This is a genomic window from Mesorhizobium sp. M0587 (genome assembly GCF_040320945.1).
In the GTDB taxonomy this organism is placed as follows: Bacteria; Pseudomonadota; Alphaproteobacteria; order Rhizobiales; family Rhizobiaceae; genus Mesorhizobium.
This window is the reverse complement of sequence record NZ_JAMYQP010000003.1, coordinates 244,434-269,183: the sequence shown is the minus strand read 5'-3', so window position 1 is coordinate 269,183 and position 24,750 is coordinate 244,434. Positions and strand designations below refer to the sequence as shown.

The following is a 24,750-nucleotide window of genomic DNA, read 5'->3' as shown; positions in this document are numbered from 1 at the left end:
TCCCCCTTGTGGGGAGGTAGGGGTCGCAGCCTGACTTACTCCGGCACGTGCCTCACCGCGCCCTTGTCGGCGCTGGTGGCGAAGGCCGCGTAAGCGCGCAGAGCGGTCGTCACCTTGCGCTTGCGCTTTTCCTCGGGCTTCCAGGCGTCGGCCCCCTTGGCCTCCATCGCCGCACGGCGGGTGGCGAGTTCCTCGTCGCTGACAGCGAGGCGGATGGTGCGGTTGGGAATGTCGATCTCGATCGTGTCGCCTTCCCTGACCAGCCCGATCGTGCCGCCTTCGGCTGCTTCCGGCGATGCATGGCCGATGGACAGGCCCGACGTGCCACCCGAGAAGCGGCCGTCGGTGATCAGCGCGCAGGCCTTGCCGAGGCCCTTCGATTTCAGATAGCTGGTCGGGTAGAGCATCTCCTGCATGCCGGGGCCGCCGCGCGGCCCTTCATAGCGGATGACGACGACGTCGCCGGCCTTGATCTCGTTGGACAGGATAGCCTTGACGCTGGCGTCCTGGCTTTCGAACACGCGCGCAGGCCCGGTGAACTTCAGGATGGACTCGTCGACGCCCGCGGTCTTCACGATGCAGCCGTCGAGCGCGAGATTGCCTTTCAGCACGGCGAGGCCGCCGTCTTTCGAAAACGGCGTCCGCGCCGAGCGGATGACGCCCGTTTCGCGGTTCGTGTCGAGTTCATCCCAGCGGCGATCCTGGCTGAAGGCGACCTGCGTCGGCACGCCGCCCGGAGCCGCGAGGAAGAAATCGCGGACGTTCTGGCTGGTGGTGCGGGAAATATCCCAATGGTCGAGCGCCTCGCCGAGGGTCGCGGTATGTACCGTCGGCAGATCGCGGTTGATCAGTCCGGCTTCGTCGAGCTGGCCCAGGATCGCCATGATGCCGCCGGCGCGGTGGACGTCCTCCATATGCACATCGGACTTGGCCGGCGCCACCTTGCACAGCACCGGCACCCGCCGCGACAGCCGGTCGATATCCTCCATGGTGAAGTCGACCTCGCCCTCATGGGCGGCGGCCAGGATGTGCAACACCGTGTTGGTCGAGCCGCCCATGGCGATGTCGAGCGTCATGGCGTTCTCGAAGGCGCCCTTCGAGGCGATGCTGCGCGGCAATGTGCTCTCGTCATCCTGTTCGTAATAGCGCTGGGCCAGATCGACGACGAGATGGCCGGCTTCGACGAACAACCGCTTGCGGTCGGCATGCGTTGCCAGCGTCGAGCCGTTGCCCGGCAACGACAGGCCGAGTGCCTCAGTGAGGCAGTTCATCGAATTGGCGGTGAACATGCCCGAGCAGGAGCCGCAGGTCGGACATGCCGAGCGTTCGATCACCTTGACGTCCTCGTCGGAGATCTTGTCGTCGGCGGCCGCGACCATGGCGTCGACGAGGTCGAGCGCCTGCGCCTTGCCGGCCAGCACCACCTTGCCGGCTTCCATCGGACCGCCAGAAACGAAAACCGTTGGGATGTTAAGGCGCAGCGACGCCATCAGCATGCCGGGCGTGATCTTGTCGCAATTGGAAATGCAGACCATGGCGTCGGCGCAATGCGCGTTGACCATGTATTCGACCGAGTCGGCGATCAGTTCGCGCGACGGCAGCGAATAGAGCATGCCGTCATGGCCCATGGCGATGCCGTCATCGACGGCGATGGTGTTGAATTCCTTGGCGACGCCGCCGGCCTTCTCGATCTCACGCGCGACCAGCTGACCGAGGTCCTTCAGGTGGACATGGCCCGGCACGAACTGGGTGAAGGAGTTGACCACCGCGATGATCGGCTTGCCGAAGTCGCTGTCCTTCATGCCGGTGGCGCGCCAGAGGCCGCGGGCGCCGGCCATGTTGCGGCCATGGGTGGTCGTGCGGGAACGATAGGCGGGCATCGATTTTTCCTTGGCTGGCTGGCGGCGCTCGATGCGGAGCGTGGCGGCACTGAATTCGGATCGCAGGCCTTATAGACGCGCTAGCCTGGTCTGGCCACAATTTTGCGATGCGCCAGATTTTCAAGAAGAAATTCGAGGACCACTGTCGGATTGGGTTCGGCCCCTGCGTCCTTGGGACAACGGATGGATCACGGCACCAGTCGCCCGGCCGCCCGTTTCATGATTGAATTACACAAAACCAGCCCGAGGAGCACGACATGCAAAAGATCACCACCTGCCTGTGGTTCGATGGACAGGCCGAAGAGGCGATGAACCACTACGTCTCCATCTTCAAGAATTCGAAGGTGCTGAGCGTGTTGCGCTGGCCCAAGGGCCATGCCGACGAAGGCAAAGTGCTGCTGACCACGTTCGAGCTCGACGGCGTGCCATTCCAGGCGCTCAATGGCGGCCCGAACTTCAAGTTCAACGAGGCGATGTCGCAGTCGATCGACTGCAAGACACAGGAAGAGGTCGATTACTTCTGGACCAAGCTCACCGAGGATGGCGGCGAGCCCGGCGTGTGCAGCTGGCTGAAGGACAAATTCGGTGTCTCCTGGCAGGTCGTGCCGGAACAGCTGCCACGGCTGCTGCTGGATCCGGACCGGGAAAAGGCCGGCCGGGTGATGAGTGCCATGATGCAGATGGGCAAGATAGACATCGCGAAGATCGAAGAGGCGGCGAAGGGGTAAGAAGCGGCCCGCGCAGCTTGGCTTTTCGCGTTTCGAAATGCCCTGAGCCTGCGAAGGGCAGGGCAAATTGCCCGTTGATTTTCGAGGTCGGCGCTGCCCCTCATCCGCCCTTCGGGCACCTTCTCCCCGTGAACGGGGAGAAGGAAAAAGCGGGGCCTTACGCCGCCTTGTCGCGGACCTGGTAATCCTTGATCGTGGCGAAGCGGATCGCTTTCCAGCGTTCGGCTTCGTAATTGAGCGAGAAGGCGTGCTGGGCGAGGAATACCGGATCGTTGTCCAGGTCGCGGGCGATGTCGCCGCGATGCGCCTCTATGAAGCGGAGGACCTCCGCCTTGTCGTCGGCCGATATCCAGCGACAGACGGAAAAGCGCGACATCTCGAATTCGACGGGCAGCGTGTATTCGAAGTTCAGCCGCTCCTTGAGGACGTCGAGCTGCAGGGCGCCGACAACGCCGACGATGGCGGGCGAGCCGTCCTCGGGCGAGAACAGCTGCACGACGCCCTCCTCGGCCATCTGGTGCAGCGCTTCCTTGAGCTTCTTGGCCTTCATGGCGTCGCCCAGGCGGACACGGCGCAGGATTTCCGGGGCGAAATTCGGCACGCCTCGAAACAGGATTTCCTCGCCCTCGGTCAGCGTGTCGCCGATGCGCAGCGTGCCATGGTTGGGTATGCCGACGACGTCGCCGGCAAAGGCTTCGTCGGCGGTGACGCGGGTGCGGGCAAAGAAGAACTGCGGCGCCGACAGGCTCATCGGCTTGCCGGTGCGCACCAGCTTGGCCTTCATGCCGCGCTCGAGCTTGCCCGAGCAGACACGCACGAAGGCGATGCGGTCGCGATGGTTGGGATCCATATTGGCCTGGATCTTGAAGACGAAGGAGGTCATCTTCTCCTCGGTCGCCTCGACCTTGCGGGTGTCGGCCTCCTGCGCGCGCGGCGGCGGACCAAAGGCGCCGAGCGCCTCGATCAAGTCGCGCACGCCATAATTGCGCAGCGCCGAGCCGAAATAGACCGGCGTCAGATGGCCCTCGCGGAAAGCGTCGATGTCGAGCGGACGGCAGGCTTCGCGCGCCAGTTCGAGTTCCTCGATGAAGGCCTCGCGTTCATTTTCCGGCAGCAGGCCGGCGACGCGGTTCGAATCGGGACCGTTGACCGGCGTGCGCTCCTTCTCGTCGTCGCCCTTGCGCACGGCGTTCAGCGCCAGGTGATAAGTGCCGGAAAACGTCCTGGCACGGCCGATCGGCCAGGTGATGGGTGCGGTATCGAGCGCCAGCTTCTGCTCGATCTCGTCGAGTATCTCGAACGGATCGCGGCTTTCGCGGTCCATCTTGTTGATGAAGGTGATGATCGGGATGTCGCGCAGCCGGCAGACCTCGAACAGCTTCAGCGTGCGCGGCTCGATGCCCTTGGCGGCGTCGATGACCATGACGGCGGAGTCGACCGCCGACAGCGTGCGGTAGGTGTCGTCGGCGAAGTCCTCGTGGCCGGGCGTGTCGAGCAGGTTGAAGACATTGTCCTCATATTCGAAGGTCATCACCGAGGTGACGACCGAAATGCCGCGCTCGCGCTCGATCTTCATCCAATCGGATCGGGTCTGGATGCGGTCCTTCTTGGCCTTGACCTCGCCGGCAAGCTGGATGGCGCCGCCGAACAGCAGCAGCTTTTCGGTGAGCGTCGTCTTGCCGGCGTCCGGGTGCGCGATGATCGCGAAGGTACGGCGGCGTGATACCGCCTGTTCGATGTCTTCAGCCAATTTTTTGGAATCCTGTCTGTGGCGCCGGCTTCTAGCAGCGCTTTTCCGGCCTGTCGAACAGATTTGCCCGGATTGACCTGCTGGGACTTGAGATGGGCCTGCCGCGATGGCATCAAAAGGCCCAGTTCAATCGAGGGTCGACATGAACACGGCGAAAGAAGTGATCGTCATCGGTGCCGGCATTATCGGCGCCTCGATTGCGTGGCATCTGACCAGGGCGGGCGCACGGGTGACGGTCATTGCCGACAGTGCCGCCGGCGGGGTGGCGACGCCGAACTCCTTTGCCTGGATCAATGCAAGCTGGGGCAATCCGGAGCCGTATTTCCGGCTGCGTACCCGCGCGATGGGCGAATGGACACGGCTGGCGCGAGAACTGCCCAGCATTCCGCTCTCCTGGTGCGGTGGCCTGTGCTGGGACCTGCCGGCGGACAAGCTCGAATCCTATGCCACAGAGCATTTGTCCTGGGGCTACGGCATCCGCCGCGTCGGCCGTGACGACGCGGCGCGCATCGAGCCCAATCTCACCGAACTCCCAGATTTTGCGCTGCATGTGGCCGCCGAAGGCGTCGCCGAGCCGGTGGCTGCCACTCGTGCGCTGCTGGCCGATGCGGAACGACATGGCGCACGCATCATCTTCAGCACGGTCACGGCTGTGGTCGAAACCGGCGGCAGTATCACCGGCGTTGACACATCGCACGGTGTTGTTGCCGCCGATGAAGTGGTGATCGCGGCCGGTGCCGGCTCGCCGGATGTCGCCGCGACCGTCGGAGTCAACCTACCGATCGAAACGCCGCCCGGCTTGATCGTCCACTCGCGACCTTACAAAAAGCTGCTCAACGGGCTGGTGCTGGCCGAGCGGCTGCACATGCGCCAGACGGCGGAGGGCCGCATCGTCGCCGGCTCGGATTTCGGGGGCGCCGACCCGGGCATGGATCCGCAAGTCACTGTCCGCGAACTGTTCGCGGCCATGAGAGCCATGCTGCGCGGCAGCGAGGGGCTGGAACTGGATTTTCACACGGTCGGCTATCGGCCGACGCCAATCGACGGTTTTCCGATCATCGGCCGCGCCGATGGCATGGACAGTCTCTACGTCGCCGTGATGCATTCCGGCATCACGCTGGCGCCGGCCGTCGGCCTGTTCGCGGCCCGGGAAATCCTCGACGGCGAGCGCGATCCGCTTTTAGCGCCCTATGGCTTGTCGCGCTTCGCTCAATAGCCTCGTGGACGGCGAAAGCCGCCGGTCAATGGCCGCGCGGGTCATCGATCCGGCGCCGGCGAGCAACAGCCTACAGGAAATTGAAATACAGCGCCGGCGGGTACTGCGTCCCGTCGGTGGCTGGCGCCTTTGCATCCGCAGCCGGCCTAATCCCGCCTGTCGATGCGTTGTCGAGCGGCGGCCGGGTTGCCTGCGCCTTGGCGGCATCGTCCGGCGTCAGCAGAACTTTCTTCTTCGCCTCCGCTGCCTGCGACAAGGCAAACAGCACCAGCAATGCGGACAAAACGAGTTTCATGACGGTTTTCCTCTCTGGCTCCAAAGCGCTCCGCATTTTCTGGATCCCCGATGCATCACGCCCAAGTTCTCGTCTCACGCAAGTCGTCTCAAACAGCCCCGCGGCCATGCGCTGCTTCGTGGCTCACTGCCTGAAACCGGACTGATCGAGCAAGGCGACCTGCTTGCCATCGACGTAGAAGCGTATGGCGTGCGCCTCATTGTCGACATCGATGCGCGTCGGCTTTGCGGCGAGTGCCACGGGTGCGGCCCTGACATATTTCGAAGGAAATTCACCCGCCGGGGCGTATCGGAAGAGCAGCGCCAAGGCGATACAACCCGCGGTAAATACAATGAACGTCAGTCTGGAAGAGGCGTTTGAGGTCATCTGGTCGTTCCTTCAGGTTGAGGTGGCATTACGGTTCGGTTGCTACCAGGGTCCTTGAGCCTGGTTTCGCCGTTGCTCGAATTGGAGCGTGTCACTGCTCTGCGAAGGAAGGGACGTGCTCAGCCCACGTTCAGCACGTTTTTTGCCGACGATATGCCCCTTGCCCTCCGCGAGCTTAGCGCCGGCCCGCGAACCGAAAAGGCAGTCCGTGTGGAATACCGTGGAATTCTCTGGAATTCCTGGAATATTAGCCAATGTTAAAGTAACAATGGGAGAATAGGTCGCCGCGTGTTGTGGCAGACAGCGAGCAGCAAGAGGCCGCCGTATGGCACAGCACATTGCGCAGAAATTGCGGCTGACTTCGGCGTTGCTGGGGACCGTCACCCGCAAGGAACTGGCGGCGGCTTTCCGGGCCGTCAATCCGAAGACCGCGTTCGACCTCGGCCGCGCCGACAAATGGCTGCAGGGCCGCGCCCAGCCACGCGAGCACAGTGTCTATGACGATTGGGCGAAGCTGCTTCGCCTGGAGCAGCCGGGCGCATGGATCGCCGACTGCGACCTGCCGCACTTCACCGCCGCCATAGCGGCCCGCCACGGCATCGACAGCGCAGTGCTCGAACGCCGCGCCGTCACTCAATTCGAGACCTCGTCCAGCCATGAGGAGCGTAGCCTCGCCTTCGCGCTGACCGGAACCTACGCATGCTATTCACGCGCCTGGTCGCCCTACTATCGCGGCCAGTTCATCAAAGGCATCCTGTCGATCGAGGCAGGACCTGGCCTGCATGGTCTGACCGCCACTTATCGCGAAGCCTTGCCGACGGGCCAGTTGGTGCTTGGCGGCCCGGTCACGCCGGCCAAGCGCGCTCTTTACGTGCATCTGAAGGAAGCCGGCGGCGATGCCCAGTTCTTCATCAGCCTGTTGCCGCAGTCGCAGCCGGGAAGCGTGCTTGGCGGCTATATGTGCGGAACCGCCGTTATGGGTCCGGAGGCGCTGCCGTCACTGACAAGAATCCTCGTCGTACGCCTGCGCGATCCGGCGCCCGGCGCCACCTTGTGGGGCGGATACCTGCTGCCCGACCAGTCGATATCGAAGGATTTGGCAACGCTCGGCATAACCATCGAGCAGCCGGAGCAGATCGACCGACAGCTCATGCGGTTCCTGGTTGGGGGCAGCGATGGCGGCATCCACCAGGTCCCGCCGGCCGAGTTCCGCGCCATCCTCGATGTCTTCGATCGCCATTGGCTGAGGCATTCCAGCGCGCCGCAAAGCCCCTGAACGGTGGTAGCCTGCCGAGGACGCTGTCCCGCGACGTTGGCCTCATTTGCGACTAGACGGCCAGTGCCAGCTTCGCCGCGGCCGGAACAAACGGACGAATGGCAATGCCATCACGGGCCATCGTGACGAAGCTCGACGGCGGGATCGCCTGCCAGTCGCCGCCCTCGCGATCGAAGGGTTCGGACACGATGCAGCGGCCGCCGCCCTTGCGCAGGACGGAGGTGTAGAGCGTCGGCGCGTGGGCGTCGGTGGCATAGCGCACCGCATGCAGCGCCTGTCCGTCCGAGAAGGCGGCGGTGAGCTTCAGCGCCGGATCGAGACCGGCGCGGCGCGACGCCTCGATTACCCGGCTGGTGGCGCGGGAGACAGCACCTTGCGGGTCATCCGGCAGGCCTTCGTCGATCATCAGGAGAAAAAACAATTCGGAATCGGTGGTGCCTTCGCGCTGGTCGAAGATGGCATCGGACAGCGAATTCTCCAGCGCGCGGCGGATCTTCTCGAAGCCGCCGATCTGGCCGTTATGCATGAAAGACCAGTTGCCGGACACGAAGGGATGGCAGTTCATGCGGCTGGTAGCGCCGCCGGTCGACGCACGCACATGAGCGAGGAACAGGCCGGATTTGATCTGCCGGCACAGGCTTTTCAGATTGGGATCGGACCACGCCGGCAGGATGTCGCGGTAGAGGCCGGGCTGCGGTCGGTCGCCATACCAGGCGAGGCCAAAACCGTCGCCATTGGTCGGCGACTTCGCCTCCTGGGCGCAATGGCTCTGGGCGATCAGCGAGTGACAGGGTGCGGTGAGGATGTCTTCGAGAAAGACCGCTTCACCGAGATAGGCCGCCCATCGGCACATCGCTTCTGTCGTCCTCTAGGCGCGATCCATAAGAGCCGCAGGCTCCTTGATCGCGTGTGTGCCTCTGTTGTGAGTCCGCTCGTAAAGTTCGCGAACGATTCGGCTGGCGGTAGTCTCAAACAGAAATGGCAAGAAAGCGTGAACGAGCGCTGCACAAGCCGCCATCAGCAACCGCGATGAGAACCAAGCGGCAAAGGCCATATGGCCGAAATAGGTTTCGCCGACCTTGGCCGGATGAGAGGTAAAAATCCTTGCGACCGACATGCTGGTTCCCCTTCAGCGCTTTGAAGTTCCTGATATGAGTATCCTGACATGCTTCGTCGGTTCATTGGTCTCAAAATGTCCTTGCGTTTGGCCAGTCCGTGGGACAAACATCCCACATGACGTTGGAAATCGACGAAATCGACCGAAAATTGCTCACCGAGTTGCAGCGCGACGGCACGTTGTCGGTCGACCAGTTGTCGGAACGGGTGGCATTGTCGCGCAACGCATGCTGGCGCCGCGTCAAGCGGCTTGAAGAGGATGGCGTCATCACCGGGCGGGTGGCGCTGGTCGACGCAGACAAGCTCGGGCTTGGCCTTTCGGTATTCATTCTGGTCCGTACGTCCAATCACGATCCCGACTGGTTGCAGAAGTTCCGCGCGGCGGTCACCGGTCTTCCAGAGATCATCGGAGTCTACCGCATGTCCGGCGATCTCGACTATGTGCTGCGTGCCCGCGTCGCCGACGTGAAGGCCTACGACCGGCTTTATCAGCGGCTGATCGCCAAGGTGCCGCTGTCGGATGTTTCCGCCTCCTTCGTGATGGAGGAGATCAAGGAGACGACGGTCGTTCCGATGGAACTGCGCTAACGGCGGCGCATTCGAGATTGGCCGAACGCAGGAGCGAAGCTCCGCCACCAAGACCCGAGGGTGATGAAGCGATGGGTCTTCTCGCCAGTCGCCGATCCGTCAGCGCAACCAAACCCACCAAAACTTCTGCACCGAGAAACTAAGCCATAGTAACGCCCGAAAGAAAGCCGTTGATAGCGGTGTAGTCGAGTTGACCGAATCGCCGTTCGCGCCGATAGGATCGATTTTATGCGCGCAGCCCTTCAAACTCCCTCCGTCATCGGTCCGACTGTCGGCATCGTCAGGTTGCCGCATGGTGAAGGACTTCCCCTCCCCGCCTATGAAAGCACCGGCGCCGCCGGCATGGATCTGCGTGCCGCGGTGCCCGACGACAGGCCGCTGCTGATCCTGCCGGGCAAACGCGCCCTGGTGCCAACCGGGCTGATCCTGGAAATTCCGGAAGGCATGGAAGGCCAGGTCCGGCCGCGCTCGGGCCTCGCCTTCAAACACGGGCTGACCTGCCTCAACACGCCCGGCACCGTCGACAGCGACTATCGCGGCGAGGTCAAGGTGCTGTTGATCAACCTCGGCGACGAAGACTTTGCCGTGACGCGCGGCATGCGCATCGCGCAGATCGTTTTCGCAGCGGTGACGCAAGTGGCGATCGAGGAGCATTCGCTGGCCGGGAGCACGACACGGGGCGCTGGCGGGTTCGGATCGACCGGCACCGCCTGATGCAAGGCCCCCTGCCGAAACTCGTGATCTTCGACTGCGACGGGATTCTGGTCGACACCGAGAACCTTGCCAATCGGCGCCTCGCCGAATGGCTGACGGCCGCAGGCTATGCGACCAGCTTCGAACATTGCCGCAAGAATTTTTCCGGCCGCAGCATGGCGTCGGTGCAGAAAGAGATCGAAGAAGAGACCGAGGTCAGGCTCGGGGCCGATTTCGTCGAGCGCTGGAATGCCGGCCTGCCGGACCTGTTCGCGCACGGGGTCGAGGCCATTCCCTACGTCCGTGAGTTCATCGAGGCCGTCCGCGCGGCCGGCATCGCCTATTGCGTCGCTACTTCGGCCAGGGTGTCGAAGATGCACATCACACTTGGCCAGACCGGGCTGTTGCCGCTGTTCGATCATGCGATGTTCAGTTCGACGATGGTCGCCCGCGGCAAGCCGTTTCCCGACCTGTTTCTGCATGCGGCAAAGACGATGGGCTTCGCGCCAGCCGACTGCATCGTCATTGAGGACAGCGTCGCCGGCACGCAGGCAGGCATCGCCGCCGGCATGCGGGTGTTTTCCTATCATGGCGATCCCCATTCCGACCGTGACGGCCTGATCCAGGCCGGCGGCATCCTGTTCGACGACATGCGTGAACTCGCCGGACTGGTGCCGATCCACTGATCTGATCTTCAGCCCATGGCTGTAGGGCCTGATTGTCCGTGCTAGCTTGGCACCGGCAACTCGAGGCCACGCATGAGCGTTTGTCAGCAGAGAACGCCAAACGCTTCTGAGCCAACGGCATTCGTTTGCCCGGGCAAGGACAGCAAGCTAAAATCCACTCCGCCAACCGCACACTATGGGGGAATTCTCATGGACAAGGGCAAGATCTTTCGTGACCTGCATGCATCGAGCTTCGTCATGCCCAACCCCTGGGATATCGGCACGACGAAACTGCTTGGTTCCTTCGGCTTCAAGGCGCTGGCGACGACCAGCGCCGGCTTTGCCTTTTCGCGCGGCCTGCCGGACGGGGCGGTAACCTTCGACGCGATGATCCACCATTGCCGCGAGGTGACGGCAGCGACCAGCCTGCCGGTCTCGGCCGATCTCGAAAAGGGCAAGGGCGACAGCGCCGAGCAGGCCGCCGAGACCATCTTCGCGGCTGAGGCCGCCGGCCTTGCCGGCTGCTCTATCGAGGACCACACCGGCGATCCGGAAAACCCGATCTACGATTTCTCGCACGCGGTCGAACGCGTCGCGGCGGCGGTGGAGGCGGCCCGCGCATTGAAGCGGGATTTCGTCTTCACCGCGCGAGCCGAGAATTTCCTGTGGGGCAAGTCCGACCTCGACGACACCATCAAGCGATTGCAGGCCTTCGAGAAGGCCGGCGCCGACGTGCTCTATGCGCCAGGCATCGGCGACGTCGAAATGGTCCGCACGATCTGCGCGGCGGTCACCAAGCCGGTGAACGTCATGGCGAGACCTGGCTTCACCGTCGCCGACCTCGCCATGGCCGGCGTGAAACGCATCTCGCTCGGGCCATGGCTGACCAATTTCGCCTACGGCATGCTGGAAACGGCAGCGCGCGAGATCCAGCAGGACGGTACGTTCGGCTTCACCCGCGCCGCCATGCCGTTCGGCAAATTGCAGGCGCTGTTCGCCGAACCTTCGGCTTGATGGGGCCTGTTGCATGACACTTGCCGTCGTCGACATGCATACGGGTGGCGAGCCGCTCAGGATCGTCACCGGCGGCTATCCCGATATCCCGAAAGGCACCATCCTGGAAAAGCGCGCCTATGTGCGCGACCATCTCGATCATCTCAGAAAGATCCTGATGTTCGAGCCGCGCGGCCACTACGACATGTACGGCGCCTTGCTGGTCGAACCGGACCTGCCCGGAGCCGATCTCGCCGTGCTGTTCATGCACAATGAGGGCTATTCGACCATGTGCGGCCATGCCATCGTCGCGCTCGGCCGCTACGCCGTCGATGAAGGGCTGGTGGCGAAGCGGGAGCCGGTGACGACGGTCAACATCGAGGCGCCGTGCGGTTTGGTCATCGCCTCGGTCGAGATCAGGGACGGCAAGGCCGGCGCGGTGTCGTTCGAAAGCGTGCCGGCATTCCTGTTCGCCGGCGACCAGCACATCGAACTGCCAGGCCATGGCACGATCGGCTTCGACGTCGCCTATGGCGGCGCCTTCTACGCGCTGGCCGATTGCCACCAATTCGGCCTCGAATTCGGTCGCGACCGGGTGCGCGATTTCGTCGATGCCGCAACATCGCTGACTGGAAAGCTGAAGAAGGAATTTCCGCTGTGGCATCCCGACCATGCCGATCTCGCCTTTCTCTACGGCACCATCCTGACCGACGGCCTCGACGCGTTTTCGGGCGGGGTAACGAAGAATATCTGCGTCTTCGCCGAAGCCGAAGTCGACCGTTCGCCGACCGGCTCGGGCGTCACCGCCCGGCTTGCGGCCATGCACGCCAAGGGCGAGATCGGCATCGGGCAGACGCGCACATTCGAGAGCATCGCCGGCTCGCGTTTTTCCGGAGCCGTGGCGAGGCCGGCCAAAGCCGGCCCGCACGAGGCAATCATCGCCCGCGTCGGCGGCCGCGCCTACTATTCCGGGCGAGCGGAATTCATCGTCGAAGCCGATGACGAGCTCGGACGCGGGTTCCTCTTGCGTTAAGCGCGCCTATATCCGGATCTGGCCGCTTCCCGCGCCGAAATCGCCTTGTGCAGGTGAACCATCATGGCCGCGGCGAAGAGCGGCGTCACCAGGTTGAGCAGCGGCACGGCAAGGAAGGCTGATATCACCAGCCCGGCAAGAAACACCGTGCCGGCATAATGCCTGCGCAGGCTCCTGGCTTCTTCCTCCGGGCGAAAGCGCATTGCGGCGAATTCGAAGAACTCGCGCCCGAGCAGATACCCGTTGACGATGAAGAAAGCGGCGATGTTGATGCCCGGCACCAGGAGAAGCAGCAATGCGACGATGTTGCCGAGAATGACGACGCCGAGGAATCTCATCGACAGCACCAGCGACCGCAGCGCCGGCATGGCGCGCCCGATCGGCTCGTCGGGATAATCGGTACGCTCGACCACTTCGGCGACATCGTCGAGGAAAAGGCCGGCGACGATCGCGGTCACCGGCGCGATCAAAAGCGCCATGCCGAAGGCAAGCGCGATGGCGGCAATGATGCCGCCCAGCCAGCCTGCCCAGGACGGCATGCCAGGCAACAACGTGTGGAGCCACGGCAGGGCCAACCACTCGACAAGGCTGGCCAAACCGAACCACAAGGCCACCAGCGCCAGCAAGGTCAGGCCCAGCGTCTTGGTGAACACCGGACGGAACTCAGGTGAGAACAACTGGCTGGCGGCGGCGCGGGCGGCGCTGGAGATCACGATGCTTCCAACCTCAGATCGATTAGACCGTCCCGCAAATAAGAGACCCGCTTGCCCGTCACAAGCACGGATTGCTATTTCCGAACGCTGGCGCCGCCCTGCCTGCCGCTGACTTCGACAATTGTCGGTCTCCGCCCCAAGTCGGAAACTGTCATTGGTCTGAAGCGATTGCCTTGGCTATCGAGCGAGCGCCGGCATTCGAACCGGGATGGTCATGGCAGCGACGCCAGCAACGATAAAACCCATTCCCAGCCATGCCGTCGAACCCAGGCTTTCGCCGAGGAAGAGGGCGCCGATGCCGACGCCGATCGGCACGCGCAGATAAGCCTGCGACGTCGTGCCGACCGAACCCAGCGTCTGGATGAGGCGGAAATAGATGACGAAGGCCAGCGCGGTCGAAAAGACCGACAGGGCGAGCAGGGCCAGGATCGACGCGGTCGATGGCATCTGCGTCCACGGCTGGTCGAACACAAGGCTGAGCGGCACGAGCATGATTGCGCCGCAGAGCATCGACCCGGCGGCCGGCAGCATCGGGTCGAGGCCCTTGAAGCCACGACCGAAGATCGCGGCGCCTGCATAGCAGACCGTTGCCGCGACGATGGCAAGCTGCGCCCAGAGCTGGTGGCCGAGACCATCCAGCGCCTGGGTGCCGATGATGAGGCAGATGCCGGCAATGCCGGCGCCGACACCAAGCAGTTTGCGCGTCGTGACCGGCTCGTGGCGGGTGATCAGCGCCGTGAGCAGGAAGGTGAAGATCGGCGAGGTCGCGTTCAGGATGGTGGCGAGGCCGGCATCGACCGAGCGCTCGGCCGCCGCGATCAAGGTGAACGGCACGACGCTGTTGAGGCATGCCTGGAAGGCGAAACGGCGCCAGCTTGCCGCATCGCCCGGCATGGCGAGCCCGCGCCAGCGGATGATTGCAAACAGGATGCCGCCGGCGATCAAGGTGCGAGCGGCAATAAACGTGACCGGCGGGATCGTCTCGACTCCGATTTTGATGAAAGTGTAGGAGGCGCCCCACAGCACCGCCAGCAGGGCGAGCAGCGCCAAATCTGTGGTCAAATCGTTTCTTGCGCGCATGGGCTGGCTCACTTCGGGCCGGGATCGAACAACCGTGTTGTAGGCGACGCCGCGGCGAAATGCTTCGGCCACGGTCGAATTGTCGCCGTGCCTGGCGACGATCAGGATTTCGACCTGTTCTGGCGTGATTCGCCAAAGTTGCGCGCCGCGTCTAGGCAAAGCCGTTGCGAATCGCTAGACCCGCGCCCGGCCGGCGTGGCAAGAAGCCGGCTGGGTTTTGGCGGAGACTTCGATGCCGGATTATGACGTGCTTTGCATCGGCAATGCCATTGTCGACATCATTGCCCAGTGCGACGAGGAATTCCTCGAGACCAACGGTATCATCAAGGGTGCGATGAACCTCATCGATACCCATCGCGCCGAACTGCTCTACAGCCGCATGGGCCCGGCGATCGAAGCGTCTGGCGGCAGCGCCGGCAACACGGCGGCCGGCGTCGCCAGCTTTGGCGGCCGCGCCGCCTTCTTCGGCAAGGTCTCCGACGATGCGCTCGGCGAGATCTACGCCCACGACATTCATGCGCAAGGCGTCGCCTTCGACACCAGGCCGCTCAAGGGCGAGCCGCCGACGGCACGCTCGATGATCTTCGTCACCCCCGACGGCGAGCGCTCGATGAACACCTATCTCGGCGCCTGCGTCGAGCTCGGCCCGGAGGACGTCGAGGCCGACAAGGCTTCCGGCGCCAAGGTCACCTATTTCGAGGGCTATCTGTGGGACCCGCCCCGCGCCAAGGAAGCGATCCGGCAGACAGCCAAGCTGGCGCACGCAGCGGGCCGCGAAGTGTCGATGACACTGTCGGATTCGTTCTGCGTCGACCGTTATCGCGATGAGTTCCTCGATCTGATGCGTTCAGGCACGGTCGACATCGTCTTCGCCAACAGCCACGAGATCAAATCGCTCTACCAGACATCGTCCTTCGAGGAGGCGCTGGCGCAGATCCGCAAGGATTGCCGTATCGCCGCCGTGACGCGGTCTGAAAAGGGCTCGGTCATCGTGCGCGGCGACGAGACGGTGGTCATCAAGGCGACCGCGATCAAGGAACTGGTCGACACGACCGGCGCCGGCGATCTCTATGCCGCCGGCTTCCTGCACGGCTACACGCAAGGCCGCGACCTCCAGACCTGCGGCGATCTTGGCTCACTGGCGGCCGGACTGGTGATCCAGCAGATCGGACCAAGGCCCCGGCAAAACTTGCGCCGCGAGGCCGAACAGGCGGGATTGCTGTAGCGATCGTCGAGCCGCCGATCTCCCCCACGAGGGGGGAGATCGGCAGCGTCGACGTCCCGCCCCCGTCGCGCAGTTGTCACACATCGCACCTACACGCAAATCGAGGCGCTCCGCGACTGACATTTCGGGGCGCCCTCAGTCAGTTGGGATGTAGAAATGCAAGACAGCATCTTGTCGGGTCGCTGCATCTGTTGCCAGTACGATTTCCTCTTCCACCATAGCCCTTGAACAGCGGCCGCAGTCGGGGAGGAGTGCGGCCGAGAAGATAGATGCATGAACAGATTTCCAATCCCTACCGGTATCACGCAGGACGACTTCGCGGCGATGGTCGCGGAGCACGTCGAACGCGCGCTCGCCCGGTATGACGAGGCCATCAACAAGCCCACCATGGTCTCGGTGGGCAAGATCGCCGGCAGCATAGCGTCCGCCGTTACCTTGCTGTCGCCGAAGCATCAGCGCGCCATCGACACTATCCATGCCGACCTTCCCGGCCTCGCCTCGAAATTCGTGCGCGCGCTGGCGGCGGAAGCCGCGCGGCGCGGCGAGGCCGGCACCGCGACAAGCCCGCCGGCGGCATCGCTCACGGATGTCGATGGGCGGGCCCTGCCGAGCCTACGCAACCAGTCCGACGATCTCGAATCGATGCTGATCGAGGACTGGGCGGGACGAGTCGCCGGTTCGACCTACCTGGAAGACAATTTGCACATTGCGCGGTCGACATTGCACCGCTGGCAAAGGCGGGGCGACGTCGTTGCCTTGCGCAAGGGCGGCCGCAAGCATGTCTTCCCGCTGGCGCAGTTCGTCGACGGCAGGCCTGTGGCCGGCATAAGCGGCGTGCTGTCCCTGATCGGCAATCAGAGGCTGGCGTGGCTGTGGCTGACGCGTCCTTCTGCTGAGCTCAATGGCCGCATTCCGATCGACCTGCTCCGCCAGGACCAGGTCGAGGAGGTTGTCGAGGCCGCGCGCGTATTCGCGCCGGGGTGAAGGCCGCGTGGGTTGTTCGAAGCTCGCTGATCAAGCCCCCGCGGTATAGGCCGCGATCGCCGCCATGTTGACGATGTCGCTGTCCTTGGCATTCAGCGAGACGATCTGCACCGGCTTGTTCAGTCCCACCAGCAGCGGGCCGATCACCGTCGAGCCGCCGAGTTCCTGCAGCATCTTGGTCGAGATCGAGGCCGAGTGGAACGCCGGCATGATCAGCACATTGGCCGGGCCGGTCAGCCTCATGAACGGGTATTGCGCCATGGCGCGGGCGTTGAGCGCGACGTCGGCGGCCATTTCGCCGTCATATTCGAAATCGACGCGGCGCTTGTCGAGGATGCGCACGGCTTCCTGGATGCGCTCGGAACGCTCGCCCTGCGGATGGCCGAAGGTGGAATAGGCGAGCATGGCAAGCCTCGGCTCATAGCCCATGCGCCGCGCGAAGCCCGCCGCCTCCTCGGCGATATCGGCGATCTGCTCGGCATTCGGCATGTCGTGCACGGCGGTGTCGGCGACCAGCACCGTTCGGCCCCGCGCAAGCACGATCGAGACGCCGATGACGCGGTGGCCAGGCTTGGCGTCGATGATGCGCCTGATATCGTCGAGCGCGGTGGAATAGTTGCGGGTGACGCCGGTGACGACACCGTCGGCATCGCCCAGCGCCACCATGCAGGCGGCAAAGTGGTTGCGGTCGTTGTTGATCAGCCGCTGGCAGTCGCGGAACAGGAAGCCTTTGCGCTGCATGCGCTCGTAGAGATAGTCGGTGTAGATCGAGTTGCGGCGCGACAGCCTGGCATTGATGATCTCGAGGCCTTGTTTGTCGAGGTCGATGCCGGCGTGCCTGGCGTTCTCCTTGATGACGTCGTCGCGGCCGAGCAGGATGGCGGTGCCGAGCCGCTGGTTCACATAGGAGACGGCGGCGCGCATGACCTGCTCCTCCTCGCCCTCGGCGAAGACGATGCGCTTGGGCTGGCGGCGCACGCGATCGTAGATGCGCTGCAAGGTCGAGGCGATCGGGTCGCGGCGGGCGGACAGCTCCTGCGCGTAGCGGTCGAGATCGAGGATCGGCTTGCGGGCGACGCCCGAGTCCATCGCCGCCTTGGCGACGGCGATCGGGATGGCCGAGATGAGGCGGGGATCGAACGGCACCGGAATGATGTAGTTGGGGCCGAATTTCGGCCGGTTGCCCTGGTAGGCTGCGGCGACGTCGTCGGGCACGTCCTGGCGCGCCAATGCCGCCAGCGCACGGGCCGCCGCGATCTTCATGTCGTCATTGATGGTGGTGGCGCGCACGTCCAGCGCGCCGCGGAAGATGTAGGGGAAGCCAAGCACGTTGTTGACCTGGTTCGGATAGTCCGAACGCCCGGTCGCCATGATGGCATCGGTGCGGATTTCGGCCACTTCCTCCGGCGTGATTTCCGGGTCGGGATTGGCCATGGCGAAGATGATCGGGTTCTTGGCCATCGACCGCACCATGGCGGTGGTCAGCGTGCCTTTTGCCGAGAGGCCGAGGAAGACATCGGCGCCGTCGAGCGCCTCGGCCAGCGAACGCGCCTCGGTCTTGACCGCATGTGCCGACTTCCACTGGTTCATGCCTTCGGTGCGGCCCTGGAAGACCACGCCTTTGGTGTCGCACAGGATGATGTTTTCCGGCGCAAAGCCCATGGCCTCCATCAGTTCGATACAGGCGATGCCGGCCGCGCCGGCGCCGTTGCAGACCATTTTCGTAGTCTTCATGTCGCGGCCGGTGATCTCCAGCGCATTGATCAGGCCGGCGGAGGAGATGATGGCGGTGCCATGCTGGTCGTCATGGAAGACCGGGATGTCCATCAATTCGCGCAGCCGCTGCTCGATGATGAAGCACTCCGGCGCCTTGATGTCCTCCAGGTTTATGCCGCCGAAAGACGGCCCGAGGAAGCGCACGCAGTTGATGAACTCGTCGGCGTCCTCGGTGTCGACCTCGAGGTCGATGGAATCGACGTCGGCGAAGCGCTTGAACAGCACCGCCTTGCCTTCCATCACCGGCTTGGAGGCCAGCGCGCCGAGATTGCCGAGGCCAAGGATGGCGGTGCCGTTGGAGATGACGGCAACCATATTGCCGCGCGTCGTGTAGTCGAAGGCGCGGCTGGGGTCCTCGGCGATGGCCAGAACAGGAACCGCTACACCAGGCGAATAGGCAAGGCTCAAATCGCGCTGCGTCGCCATCGGCTTGGTGGCGACGATCTCCAGCTTGCCGGGCCGACCCATGGCGTGGAATTCGAATGCTTCCTGTGCGCTGACTGACGGACCGCTGTTCTCGGTTTTCCTGGCCATGATGCTTTTGATTTCCTCACCGGTGCGGCACCTCGTTGAAGCGGGTGCTTTGTAGGGTTCCGAATTAAGACTACCCGCCGCCGCGTGTAAACCGCCAAGCCAGGCAAAGCTGCTTCAAGGCGGAAGGGCCGGTCAGGGGCGATCTTCGACCGCATGCGCCGCTATCTCACGCGCATGCTGGCGCACCGTTGCCCACCGCCGCAGTGTCCGGGTTCCGGGAAAGGGCCATTGCGAAAGCGGCGGCTCCCTGCTCCCCATCCGATCGAGCAACGCAGCCAGGAATTCCATGAGTTCCCGTCGTTGCGGCCATACCTTTGCCAGGGTGCGGCCGCGGATCTCCTCGCGTGATATGGCGCGGTCGCGCAAGGTGTCGACGGCACGCCGGATCGCCGCCGGCTCGGGCTCGGTAATGATGCAGTAGTCCGGATCGAAAAAGACGTCTCGGCCGCCGAGACTGGGCGTGCTGACCACCGGCAACCCGGCCATCAAATATTCCATGCTGGAGCACATCGCCCCTTCGGCGGCCGACAAGCAGAGCCCGACCGCAGCCTGGTTGTAGACGCCATTGACCGCCTGCGGTGTCAGCGGAGCAGGCAGGCCATCTACGATCGGGTTGGCGATACGATGCAGCGGCGACTGCTTCCGCATGCGACGGATAAAGGCGCGGTCGCCGGCTGGCGGCAGTTCGCCGATCGAAAAGGTGATGTGGACCAGCCTTTCGACATCGAAAGCGAGATGGTGACGCTTTGTGTGCGAGATGCGGCCATTGTAGACGGCGTCGAATTCGACCGGAACATCCGGCAACGGCCGAAAGATTTCCTCGGAAACCATCAGATTGTGATTGGAGAAGATCGCGGTTCCTCCGACCGCGGTGACCAGGCGACGTTCCGCCTCGGTATTGCAAAGAAAAATCAGCTCATGATGCGGGAAGCGCTCGCGATGCCAGGCTAAGTCCTTGCCGAGCTTTTCGATGACGTGGGGCCGCTCGAGCGTCCAGCTGGGGATCATCAGGAATACGGCGCGCCGCGAGCCCAGGCGACGGCTGATCGCCACTATGGAGTTGAGCGGGCGCGGCCCGCCGATCGACGTATAGATCAGCAGCGGATCATGGCTGAGCACGTGGACCGCGACCCGGATGGCGCCATCGAGACCGGACAAGGGACCGCGGACGGGAAGCAGGAAAGGAACCTTCTTGAGCGCCAAAAGCCTCAGGCTGCCCACCGTCTGGTTGGCGTGCAGCGCTGCCTTGAGCCGGAGGCGTTCGAGTGGTGAGACGATCGGTCCCACCATCTCCTCGAAAGTCTCGTGCCCGTCCCTGTCCATGACGCCCCTGTCATCTCAGCCCGGGCATGACCAATATTCGCGATTGCTGCCTCAGGCAATGCGGCTGAACCGGCTATCAATGGCAGCATCGCCACGGTCTTCCCCTGCTTTTCAAGCGGGCGCCATTAAACCCCGCCGCCACATCTGCTAGCGTGCCGCGCATGAACATGCATAGCCCGAACGAGCCCGACGCCCCCGAGGCGATGTCGCCGATGCAGCCCGGCACGGCCGGCGTCACGCCGATGATGGAGCAGTTCATCGAGATCAAGGCGGCGAACCCGGATTCGCTGCTGTTCTACCGCATGGGCGATTTCTACGAGCTGTTCTTCGACGACGCCGAGAAGGCGAGCCGGGCGCTGGGCATCGTGCTGACCAAGCGCGGCAAGCACCAGGGCCACGACATCCCGATGTGCGGCGTGCCGGTGCATGCGGCGGACGACTATCTGCAGAAGCTGATCGGCCAAGGTTTTCGCGTCGCTGTCTGCGAGCAGATCGAAGATCCGGCCGAGGCCAAGAAGCGCGGCTCGAAATCCGTCGTGCGCCGCGACGTGGTGCGGCTGGTGACGCCGGGCACCATCACCGAGGACAAATTGCTGGCGCCATCGGAATCGAGCTTCCTGATGGCGCTGGGGCGGGTGAAGGGTGGATCCGAGCCAAGAGGCGGGGAGCGCGGTGGCGCGACAGGTGGCCAAGGAAGTTTCGCGCTGGCCTGGATCGACATCTCGACCGGCGCCTTCCGTGTCACCGAGACCACCGCCGACAGGCTTTTGGCCGACATATTCCGCGTCGATCCGCGCGAGCTGATCGTTGCCGAGCCGGTGTTCCATGATCCGGAGTTGAAGCCGGTATTCGACCTGCTCGGCCGTGTCGCCAGCCCGCAGCCGCTGAGCCTGTTCGATTCGGCTTCGGCCACCGGGCGCATCGCCCGCTTCTTCGACGTGGCGACGCCGGACAGCTTTGGCACGTTTTCGCGCGCCGAACTGTCGGCGATCTCGGGCGCCATCGCCTATGTCGAGAAAACGCAGAAGGCCGAGCGCCCGCCGCTGTCGCGGCCGGAGCGCGAGGAGCAGGGTTCGACGCTGTTCATCGATCCGGCGACGCGGGGCAATCTGGAGCTGCTGCGCACGCTTTCCGGCGGCCGCGAAGGCTCGCTGTTCAAGGCGATCGACCGCACGGTGACCGGCGGCGGCGCCAGGCTGCTCGCGGACCGGCTGATGGCGCCGCTAACCGATCCCGCCGAGATCGGCGCACGGCTGGATTCGGTATCGTTCTTCCGTTCCCAGACACGGCTTTGTCAGGCGGTGCGGACGAGCCTGAAGAGCGTTGCCGACATGCCGCGCGCGCTGTCCAGGTTGGCGCTCAACCGCGGCGGCCCCCGCGACCTCGGCGCCTTGCGCGCCGGCTTCGAGGCGGCCGGCGCGATCGCCGAGACCTTCGCCGCGACCGCCCCGCCCCAGGAATTGGCGGCGGCGCTCGCCGCGATCCGGGCGCTGCCGCAAGCGCTTGCCGGGCATCTGACGCAGGCGCTTGGCGCGGAACTGCCGCTCCTGAAGCGCGATGGCGGCTTCGTCCGTGGCGGCTACCATCCGGAGCTAGACGAGATGCGGGCGCTGCGCGACGAATCGCGAAAGGTGATCGCCGGACTGGAGCGTTCGCTGATAGACGAGACCGGCATCCGCTCGCTGAAGATCCGGCACAACAATGTGCTCGGCTACTACATCGAGGTGACGGCCAATCACCATGCGGTGATGACCGGCAGCGACGGCGCCAAGGCGCGCTTCATCCACCGCCAGACCATGGCCAACGCCATGCGTTTCACCACGACGGAACTCGCCGAACTCGAGACCAAGATCGCCAACGCCGCCGATCGCGCGCTCAGTATCGAGCTTGCCGCCTTCGATGCGCTGACGACGGAAGCGGTGGGCGAGGCGGAGAAGATCCGCGCCGGCGCCGACGCGCTTGCCGTGATCGACGTGTCGGCGGCACTCGCGCTTTTGTCGGAGAGCGAGGCCTGGTGCAGGCCGGTGGTGGATTCCAGCCTCGCCTTCGAGATCAGCGGTGGCCGGCATCCGGTGGTCGAGCAGGCGTTGCGGCGCTCGGGCGAAGGGCCGTTCGTGGCCAATGATTGCGACCTGTCGCCGGAGGGCAGTGCCAGGAACGGCGCGATCTGGCTGCTGACCGGCCCTAACATGGGCGGTAAGTCGACTTTCCTGCGGCAGAATGCGCTGATCGCGATCCTGGCCCAGACCGGCTCTTTCGTGCCGGCGACATCGGCCCATATCGGTGTCGTCGACCGGCTGTTCTCGCGCGTGGGCGCCTCGGACGACCTGGCCCGCGGCCGCTCGACCTTCATGGTCGAGATGGTGGAGACGGCGGCCATCCTCAACCAGGCGGGCGAACGCGCGCTGGTGATCCTCGACGAGATCGGCCGCGGCACGGCCACCTTCGACGGCCTGTCGATCGCCTGGGCGGCGGTGGAATATCTGCACGAGAAAAACCGCTGCCGTGCGATCTTCGCCACCCATTTCCACGAGATGACCTCGCTGGCGGGCAAGCTGGCGCGGCTCCACAACGTCACCATGCGGGTCAAGGAATGGGAGAACGACGTCGTCTTCCTGCACGAGGTCGGCAAAGGCGCGGCCGACCGCTCCTACGGCGTGCAGGTAGCGCGGCTCGCCGGCCTTCCGGAAGCGGTTGTCGATCGGGCTAAGGAAGTGCTGCACCAGCTCGAGGAAGGCGAAGTTTCGGGCAAGACGAACCGGCTGGTCGACGACCTGCCGCTGTTTTCCGTGGCCGTGAAGCGGGAAACGCCGAAGCCGGTGAAGAATGACGCGCTCAGTGACGCGCTCGGTGCGATCAGCCCGGACGAGATGACGCCCAGGGAAGCGCTGGAGGCGCTGTACCGGCTGAAGGGATTGGTGGGGACGTAGGTTGGAACTGCTGGCATGGCGGTGTCGCCGAAACAGCCAATCTCCCCCCTCGTGGGGGAGATGTCCGGCAGGACAGAGGGGGGCGTCGTAGAGTACTGACCTTGCTTAACTTGCCCTCTGATGATGCTCGCCGGAGAATGGCATGCGGAAGCAGTCGTTTGATATGTTGGCGGGACAGCGCCCCCCTCTGCCTTGCCGGGCATCTCCCCCACGAGGGGGGAGATTGGCAGCTTCACGCTTTCAAATCATCTCCAGCCCGCGCTTGCGCGTCGGCGGTGGGAACATCCGGTCGAGATCGGCGAGATCTTCGCCCGTAAGCTCTATATCGAGCGCCGCAACATTCTGGCGGATGTGCTCGTGGCTGCCGGCCTTCGGAATGGCGATGACGCCGTCCTGCTGCATCACCCAGGCCAGGGCGATTTGCGCCGCGGTCGCGTTGTGGCGGGCAGCGATGGCGTCGAGCCTGGCATTGTGCGCCAAGGCGCCCTGCTCGACCGGCGAATAGGCCATCAAGGGGATGCCGCGTTTCCGGCTCCAGGGTGCCAGATCGAATTCGGGGCCGCGCCGGGAAAGATTGTAAAGCACCTGGTTGGTCTGGACATTGCCGCCGTCGGGCAGGCCGACCAGGTCCTCCATCTCGTCGGTGTCGAAATTGCTGACGCCCCAATGGCGGATCTTGCCGGCCTTCTTCAGCGCCTCGAAAGCCGCGACCGTCTCCGTCAACGGCACGCCGCCAGGCCAATGCAACAGATAGAGATCGATGCGGTCGGTGCGCAGGCGCTTCAGGCTGTCCTCGCAGGCGCGCTGCACGCCGGCGCGCGAGGCGTTGGATGGCAGCACTTTCGAGACCAGGAAGGCCTCGTCGCGGCGCCCGGAAATGGCCTGCGCCACCACTTCCTCGGCGCCGCCACTGGCATACATTTCAGCGGTATCGATCAGCGTGACGCCAAGGTCGAGGCCAAGCTTCAGGGCGTCGACCTCATCGGCACGGCGGCGGGCATCCTCGCCCATCTTCCACGTGCCCTGACCGAGAATGGGGACGGCTTCGCCGGAGGGCAGCGTGGTGGTTCTGACCGTCGATGGCATGGCGGGCTCCCGTTGACGCGAGATCGCAGCACAGGCCGGCCGAGAAATCCAGAGGAGTTCTCGCCGGTTCCTCCTTGGCGAAAGGCTTACTTCGCCGGGTGGGCGGCGAGCCAGTCCTGCATCTGCTTGATCTCGGCTTCCTGTGCCTTGATGACCGCTTCGGCCAGTTTGCGGATCTCCGGGTCCTTGCCGTTGGCGAGCTCGACCTTGGCCATGTCGATGGCGCCCTGATGGTGCGGGATCATGCCCCTGATAAAATCGACATCGGCATTGCCGGTGTATTCCGAGGCCATCATGTCGGCATGCATCTTGTCCATGGCGGCCTTGTAGCCCGACGTCGAAGGGCTATCGGCCCCCATCGCCATCGCGCCCATGTCATGTTTCATCTCTTCGCTCTGCGCCGGAATGCTTTCGAGGAAAACGGCAACCAGCATTCCAGCCGCCATCAGCAAAAGCACGAGTTTCTTAGCCAAGGTCATTCATGGTCTCCTGTTGACTGG

General features: G+C 64.1%; 23 protein-coding genes. 11 read left to right on the top strand and 12 right to left on the bottom strand.

Translation table 11 applies throughout. The features are described 5' to 3' along the window. Positions 1–35 precede the first annotated feature (35 nt). Positions 36–1,880 (bottom strand): dihydroxy-acid dehydratase, encoded by a 1,845-nt coding sequence (ilvD, locus tag NKI49_RS04580; protein ID WP_352605382.1) that lies wholly within the window; start codon positions 1,878–1,880, stop codon positions 36–38. 257 nt (positions 1,881–2,137) lie between these two features. Here ilvD and NKI49_RS04575 point away from each other — a divergent pair, with 257 nt between their 5' ends. Continuing rightward, a complete protein-coding gene (locus NKI49_RS04575; RefSeq protein WP_352605379.1) occupies positions 2,138–2,608 on the top strand; it encodes a VOC family protein in 471 nt (156 codons plus the stop codon). A 157-nt stretch (positions 2,609–2,765) separates the two neighbouring features. Here NKI49_RS04575 and NKI49_RS04570 read toward each other — a convergent pair whose 3' ends face one another. Next, positions 2,766–4,358 (bottom strand): peptide chain release factor 3, encoded by a 1,593-nt coding sequence (locus NKI49_RS04570; protein WP_352605377.1) that lies wholly within the window; start codon positions 4,356–4,358, stop codon positions 2,766–2,768. Positions 4,359–4,500: 142 nt separating this feature from the next. On the opposite strand from NKI49_RS04570, the gene NKI49_RS04565 reads away from it, so the two are divergent. Further along, positions 4,501–5,574 (top strand): NAD(P)/FAD-dependent oxidoreductase, encoded by a 1,074-nt coding sequence (locus NKI49_RS04565; RefSeq protein ID WP_352605374.1) that lies wholly within the window; start codon positions 4,501–4,503, stop codon positions 5,572–5,574. A 70-nt stretch (positions 5,575–5,644) separates the two neighbouring features. Here the strand turns inward: NKI49_RS04565 and NKI49_RS04560 are convergent, their stop codons facing one another. Continuing rightward, positions 5,645–5,869, bottom strand: coding sequence for a hypothetical protein (locus tag NKI49_RS04560; protein ID WP_352605371.1), 225 nt, complete (start codon positions 5,867–5,869; stop codon positions 5,645–5,647). A gap of 123 nt (positions 5,870–5,992) precedes the next feature. After that, positions 5,993–6,235, bottom strand: coding sequence for a hypothetical protein (locus tag NKI49_RS04555; protein WP_352605369.1), 243 nt, complete (start codon positions 6,233–6,235; stop codon positions 5,993–5,995). 325 nt (positions 6,236–6,560) lie between these two features. Here NKI49_RS04555 and NKI49_RS04550 point away from each other — a divergent pair, with 325 nt between their 5' ends. Next, complete coding sequence (locus NKI49_RS04550; protein WP_352605367.1) at positions 6,561–7,511, top strand: hypothetical protein; 951 nt, start codon at positions 6,561–6,563, stop codon at positions 7,509–7,511. A 52-nt stretch (positions 7,512–7,563) separates the two neighbouring features. Here NKI49_RS04550 and NKI49_RS04545 read toward each other — a convergent pair whose 3' ends face one another. Beyond that, positions 7,564–8,364 carry a class II glutamine amidotransferase gene (locus tag NKI49_RS04545; protein WP_352605364.1) on the bottom strand — a complete coding sequence of 267 codons (801 nt, stop codon included), beginning with the start codon at positions 8,362–8,364 and terminating at the stop codon, positions 7,564–7,566. Between the two features lie 15 nt (positions 8,365–8,379). After that, positions 8,380–8,628 (bottom strand): DUF6356 family protein, encoded by a 249-nt coding sequence (locus NKI49_RS04540; protein WP_027023718.1) that lies wholly within the window; start codon positions 8,626–8,628, stop codon positions 8,380–8,382. 116 nt (positions 8,629–8,744) lie between these two features. Here NKI49_RS04540 and NKI49_RS04535 point away from each other — a divergent pair, with 116 nt between their 5' ends. The 5 genes from NKI49_RS04535 to NKI49_RS04515 all read left to right on the top strand — a co-directional run bounded on the left by NKI49_RS04535 (position 8,745) and on the right by NKI49_RS04515 (position 12,599). After that, complete coding sequence (locus NKI49_RS04535) at positions 8,745–9,215, top strand: Lrp/AsnC family transcriptional regulator (RefSeq protein WP_352605361.1); 471 nt, start codon at positions 8,745–8,747, stop codon at positions 9,213–9,215. Between the two features lie 228 nt (positions 9,216–9,443). Then, positions 9,444–9,929 (top strand): dUTP diphosphatase, encoded by a 486-nt coding sequence (dut, locus tag NKI49_RS04530; protein ID WP_027023720.1) that lies wholly within the window; start codon positions 9,444–9,446, stop codon positions 9,927–9,929. Next, positions 9,929–10,594, top strand: a complete 666-nt coding sequence (locus NKI49_RS04525; protein WP_352605359.1) for an HAD family hydrolase — start codon at positions 9,929–9,931, stop codon at positions 10,592–10,594. Before dut ends, NKI49_RS04525 begins: the two co-directional genes overlap by 1 nt. A 189-nt stretch (positions 10,595–10,783) precedes the next feature. Beyond that, the gene (locus NKI49_RS04520) at positions 10,784–11,587 is read left to right on the top strand and encodes an isocitrate lyase/PEP mutase family protein (RefSeq protein ID WP_352605357.1); all 804 of its coding nucleotides are present in this window, start codon (positions 10,784–10,786) and stop codon (positions 11,585–11,587) included. A 13-nt stretch (positions 11,588–11,600) separates the two neighbouring features. Next, the gene (locus NKI49_RS04515) at positions 11,601–12,599 is read left to right on the top strand and encodes a proline racemase family protein (protein ID WP_352605354.1); all 999 of its coding nucleotides are present in this window, start codon (positions 11,601–11,603) and stop codon (positions 12,597–12,599) included. On the opposite strand, the gene NKI49_RS04510 is transcribed toward NKI49_RS04515, so the two are convergent. Beyond that, complete coding sequence (locus NKI49_RS04510; RefSeq protein ID WP_352605351.1) at positions 12,596–13,312, bottom strand: sulfate transporter family protein; 717 nt, start codon at positions 13,310–13,312, stop codon at positions 12,596–12,598. The genes NKI49_RS04515 and NKI49_RS04510 overlap by 4 nt on opposite strands. A gap of 177 nt (positions 13,313–13,489) precedes the next feature. After that, entirely contained in the window at positions 13,490–14,392 is a 903-nt protein-coding gene (locus tag NKI49_RS04505; RefSeq protein ID WP_352605349.1) for an EamA family transporter, read from the bottom strand. Positions 14,393–14,624: 232 nt separating this feature from the next. On the opposite strand from NKI49_RS04505, the gene NKI49_RS04500 reads away from it, so the two are divergent. Together NKI49_RS04500 and NKI49_RS04495 are read left to right on the top strand one after the other, a co-directional pair. After that, positions 14,625–15,617, top strand: coding sequence for an adenosine kinase (locus NKI49_RS04500; protein WP_352605347.1), 993 nt, complete (start codon positions 14,625–14,627; stop codon positions 15,615–15,617). Positions 15,618–15,890: 273 nt separating this feature from the next. Beyond that, positions 15,891–16,601: an antitoxin Xre/MbcA/ParS-like domain-containing protein gene (locus tag NKI49_RS04495; protein ID WP_352605345.1), complete on the top strand. Its 711-nt coding sequence runs from the start codon at positions 15,891–15,893 to the stop codon at positions 16,599–16,601. Positions 16,602–16,631: 30 nt separating this feature from the next. Here the strand turns inward: NKI49_RS04495 and NKI49_RS04490 are convergent, their stop codons facing one another. Further along, a complete protein-coding gene (locus NKI49_RS04490) occupies positions 16,632–18,911 on the bottom strand; it encodes an NADP-dependent malic enzyme (protein ID WP_352605343.1) in 2,280 nt (759 codons plus the stop codon). Between the two features lie 132 nt (positions 18,912–19,043). After that, positions 19,044–20,234 carry a glycosyltransferase gene (locus NKI49_RS04485; protein ID WP_352605341.1) on the bottom strand — a complete coding sequence of 397 codons (1,191 nt, stop codon included), beginning with the start codon at positions 20,232–20,234 and terminating at the stop codon, positions 19,044–19,046. Positions 20,235–20,395: 161 nt separating this feature from the next. Between NKI49_RS04485 and mutS the strand changes: the two genes are divergently transcribed. Then, the gene (mutS, locus tag NKI49_RS04480) at positions 20,396–23,164 is read left to right on the top strand and encodes a DNA mismatch repair protein MutS (RefSeq protein ID WP_352605339.1); all 2,769 of its coding nucleotides are present in this window, start codon (positions 20,396–20,398) and stop codon (positions 23,162–23,164) included. A 240-nt stretch (positions 23,165–23,404) separates the two neighbouring features. Here the strand turns inward: mutS and NKI49_RS04475 are convergent, their stop codons facing one another. Both NKI49_RS04475 and copM read right to left on the bottom strand, forming a co-directional pair. Beyond that, a complete protein-coding gene (locus NKI49_RS04475; RefSeq protein WP_352605337.1) occupies positions 23,405–24,250 on the bottom strand; it encodes an aldo/keto reductase in 846 nt (281 codons plus the stop codon). An 86-nt stretch (positions 24,251–24,336) separates the two neighbouring features. Continuing rightward, the gene (gene copM, locus NKI49_RS04470; protein WP_352605335.1) at positions 24,337–24,729 is read right to left on the bottom strand and encodes a CopM family metallochaperone; all 393 of its coding nucleotides are present in this window, start codon (positions 24,727–24,729) and stop codon (positions 24,337–24,339) included. Between the last annotated feature and the right edge of the window lie 21 nt (positions 24,730–24,750).

Coding starts and splice junctions, on each gene's coding strand:
- ilvD (WP_352605382.1), bottom strand. CDS start 1,880: ATGCCCGCCTATCGTTCCCGCACGACCACCCATGGCCGCAACATGGCC.
- NKI49_RS04575 (WP_352605379.1), top strand. CDS start 2,138: ATGCAAAAGATCACCACCTGCCTGTGGTTCGATGGACAGGCCGAAGAG.
- NKI49_RS04565 (WP_352605374.1), top strand. CDS start 4,501: ATGAACACGGCGAAAGAAGTGATCGTCATCGGTGCCGGCATTATCGGC.
- NKI49_RS04560 (WP_352605371.1), bottom strand. CDS start 5,869: ATGAAACTCGTTTTGTCCGCATTGCTGGTGCTGTTTGCCTTGTCGCAG.
- NKI49_RS04555 (WP_352605369.1), bottom strand. CDS start 6,235: ATGACCTCAAACGCCTCTTCCAGACTGACGTTCATTGTATTTACCGCG.
- NKI49_RS04550 (WP_352605367.1), top strand. CDS start 6,561: ATGGCACAGCACATTGCGCAGAAATTGCGGCTGACTTCGGCGTTGCTG.
- NKI49_RS04545 (WP_352605364.1), bottom strand. CDS start 8,364: ATGTGCCGATGGGCGGCCTATCTCGGTGAAGCGGTCTTTCTCGAAGAC.
- NKI49_RS04540 (WP_027023718.1), bottom strand. CDS start 8,628: ATGTCGGTCGCAAGGATTTTTACCTCTCATCCGGCCAAGGTCGGCGAA.
- NKI49_RS04535 (WP_352605361.1), top strand. CDS start 8,745: ATGACGTTGGAAATCGACGAAATCGACCGAAAATTGCTCACCGAGTTG.
- dut (WP_027023720.1), top strand. CDS start 9,444: ATGCGCGCAGCCCTTCAAACTCCCTCCGTCATCGGTCCGACTGTCGGC.
- NKI49_RS04525 (WP_352605359.1), top strand. CDS start 9,929: ATGCAAGGCCCCCTGCCGAAACTCGTGATCTTCGACTGCGACGGGATT.
- NKI49_RS04520 (WP_352605357.1), top strand. CDS start 10,784: ATGGACAAGGGCAAGATCTTTCGTGACCTGCATGCATCGAGCTTCGTC.
- NKI49_RS04515 (WP_352605354.1), top strand. CDS start 11,601: ATGACACTTGCCGTCGTCGACATGCATACGGGTGGCGAGCCGCTCAGG.
- NKI49_RS04505 (WP_352605349.1), bottom strand. CDS start 14,392: ATGCGCGCAAGAAACGATTTGACCACAGATTTGGCGCTGCTCGCCCTG.
- NKI49_RS04500 (WP_352605347.1), top strand. CDS start 14,625: ATGCCGGATTATGACGTGCTTTGCATCGGCAATGCCATTGTCGACATC.
- NKI49_RS04495 (WP_352605345.1), top strand. CDS start 15,891: ATGAACAGATTTCCAATCCCTACCGGTATCACGCAGGACGACTTCGCG.
- NKI49_RS04490 (WP_352605343.1), bottom strand. CDS start 18,911: ATGGCCAGGAAAACCGAGAACAGCGGTCCGTCAGTCAGCGCACAGGAA.
- NKI49_RS04485 (WP_352605341.1), bottom strand. CDS start 20,234: ATGGACAGGGACGGGCACGAGACTTTCGAGGAGATGGTGGGACCGATC.
- mutS (WP_352605339.1), top strand. CDS start 20,396: ATGAACATGCATAGCCCGAACGAGCCCGACGCCCCCGAGGCGATGTCG.
- NKI49_RS04475 (WP_352605337.1), bottom strand. CDS start 24,250: ATGCCATCGACGGTCAGAACCACCACGCTGCCCTCCGGCGAAGCCGTC.
- copM (WP_352605335.1), bottom strand. CDS start 24,729: ATGACCTTGGCTAAGAAACTCGTGCTTTTGCTGATGGCGGCTGGAATG.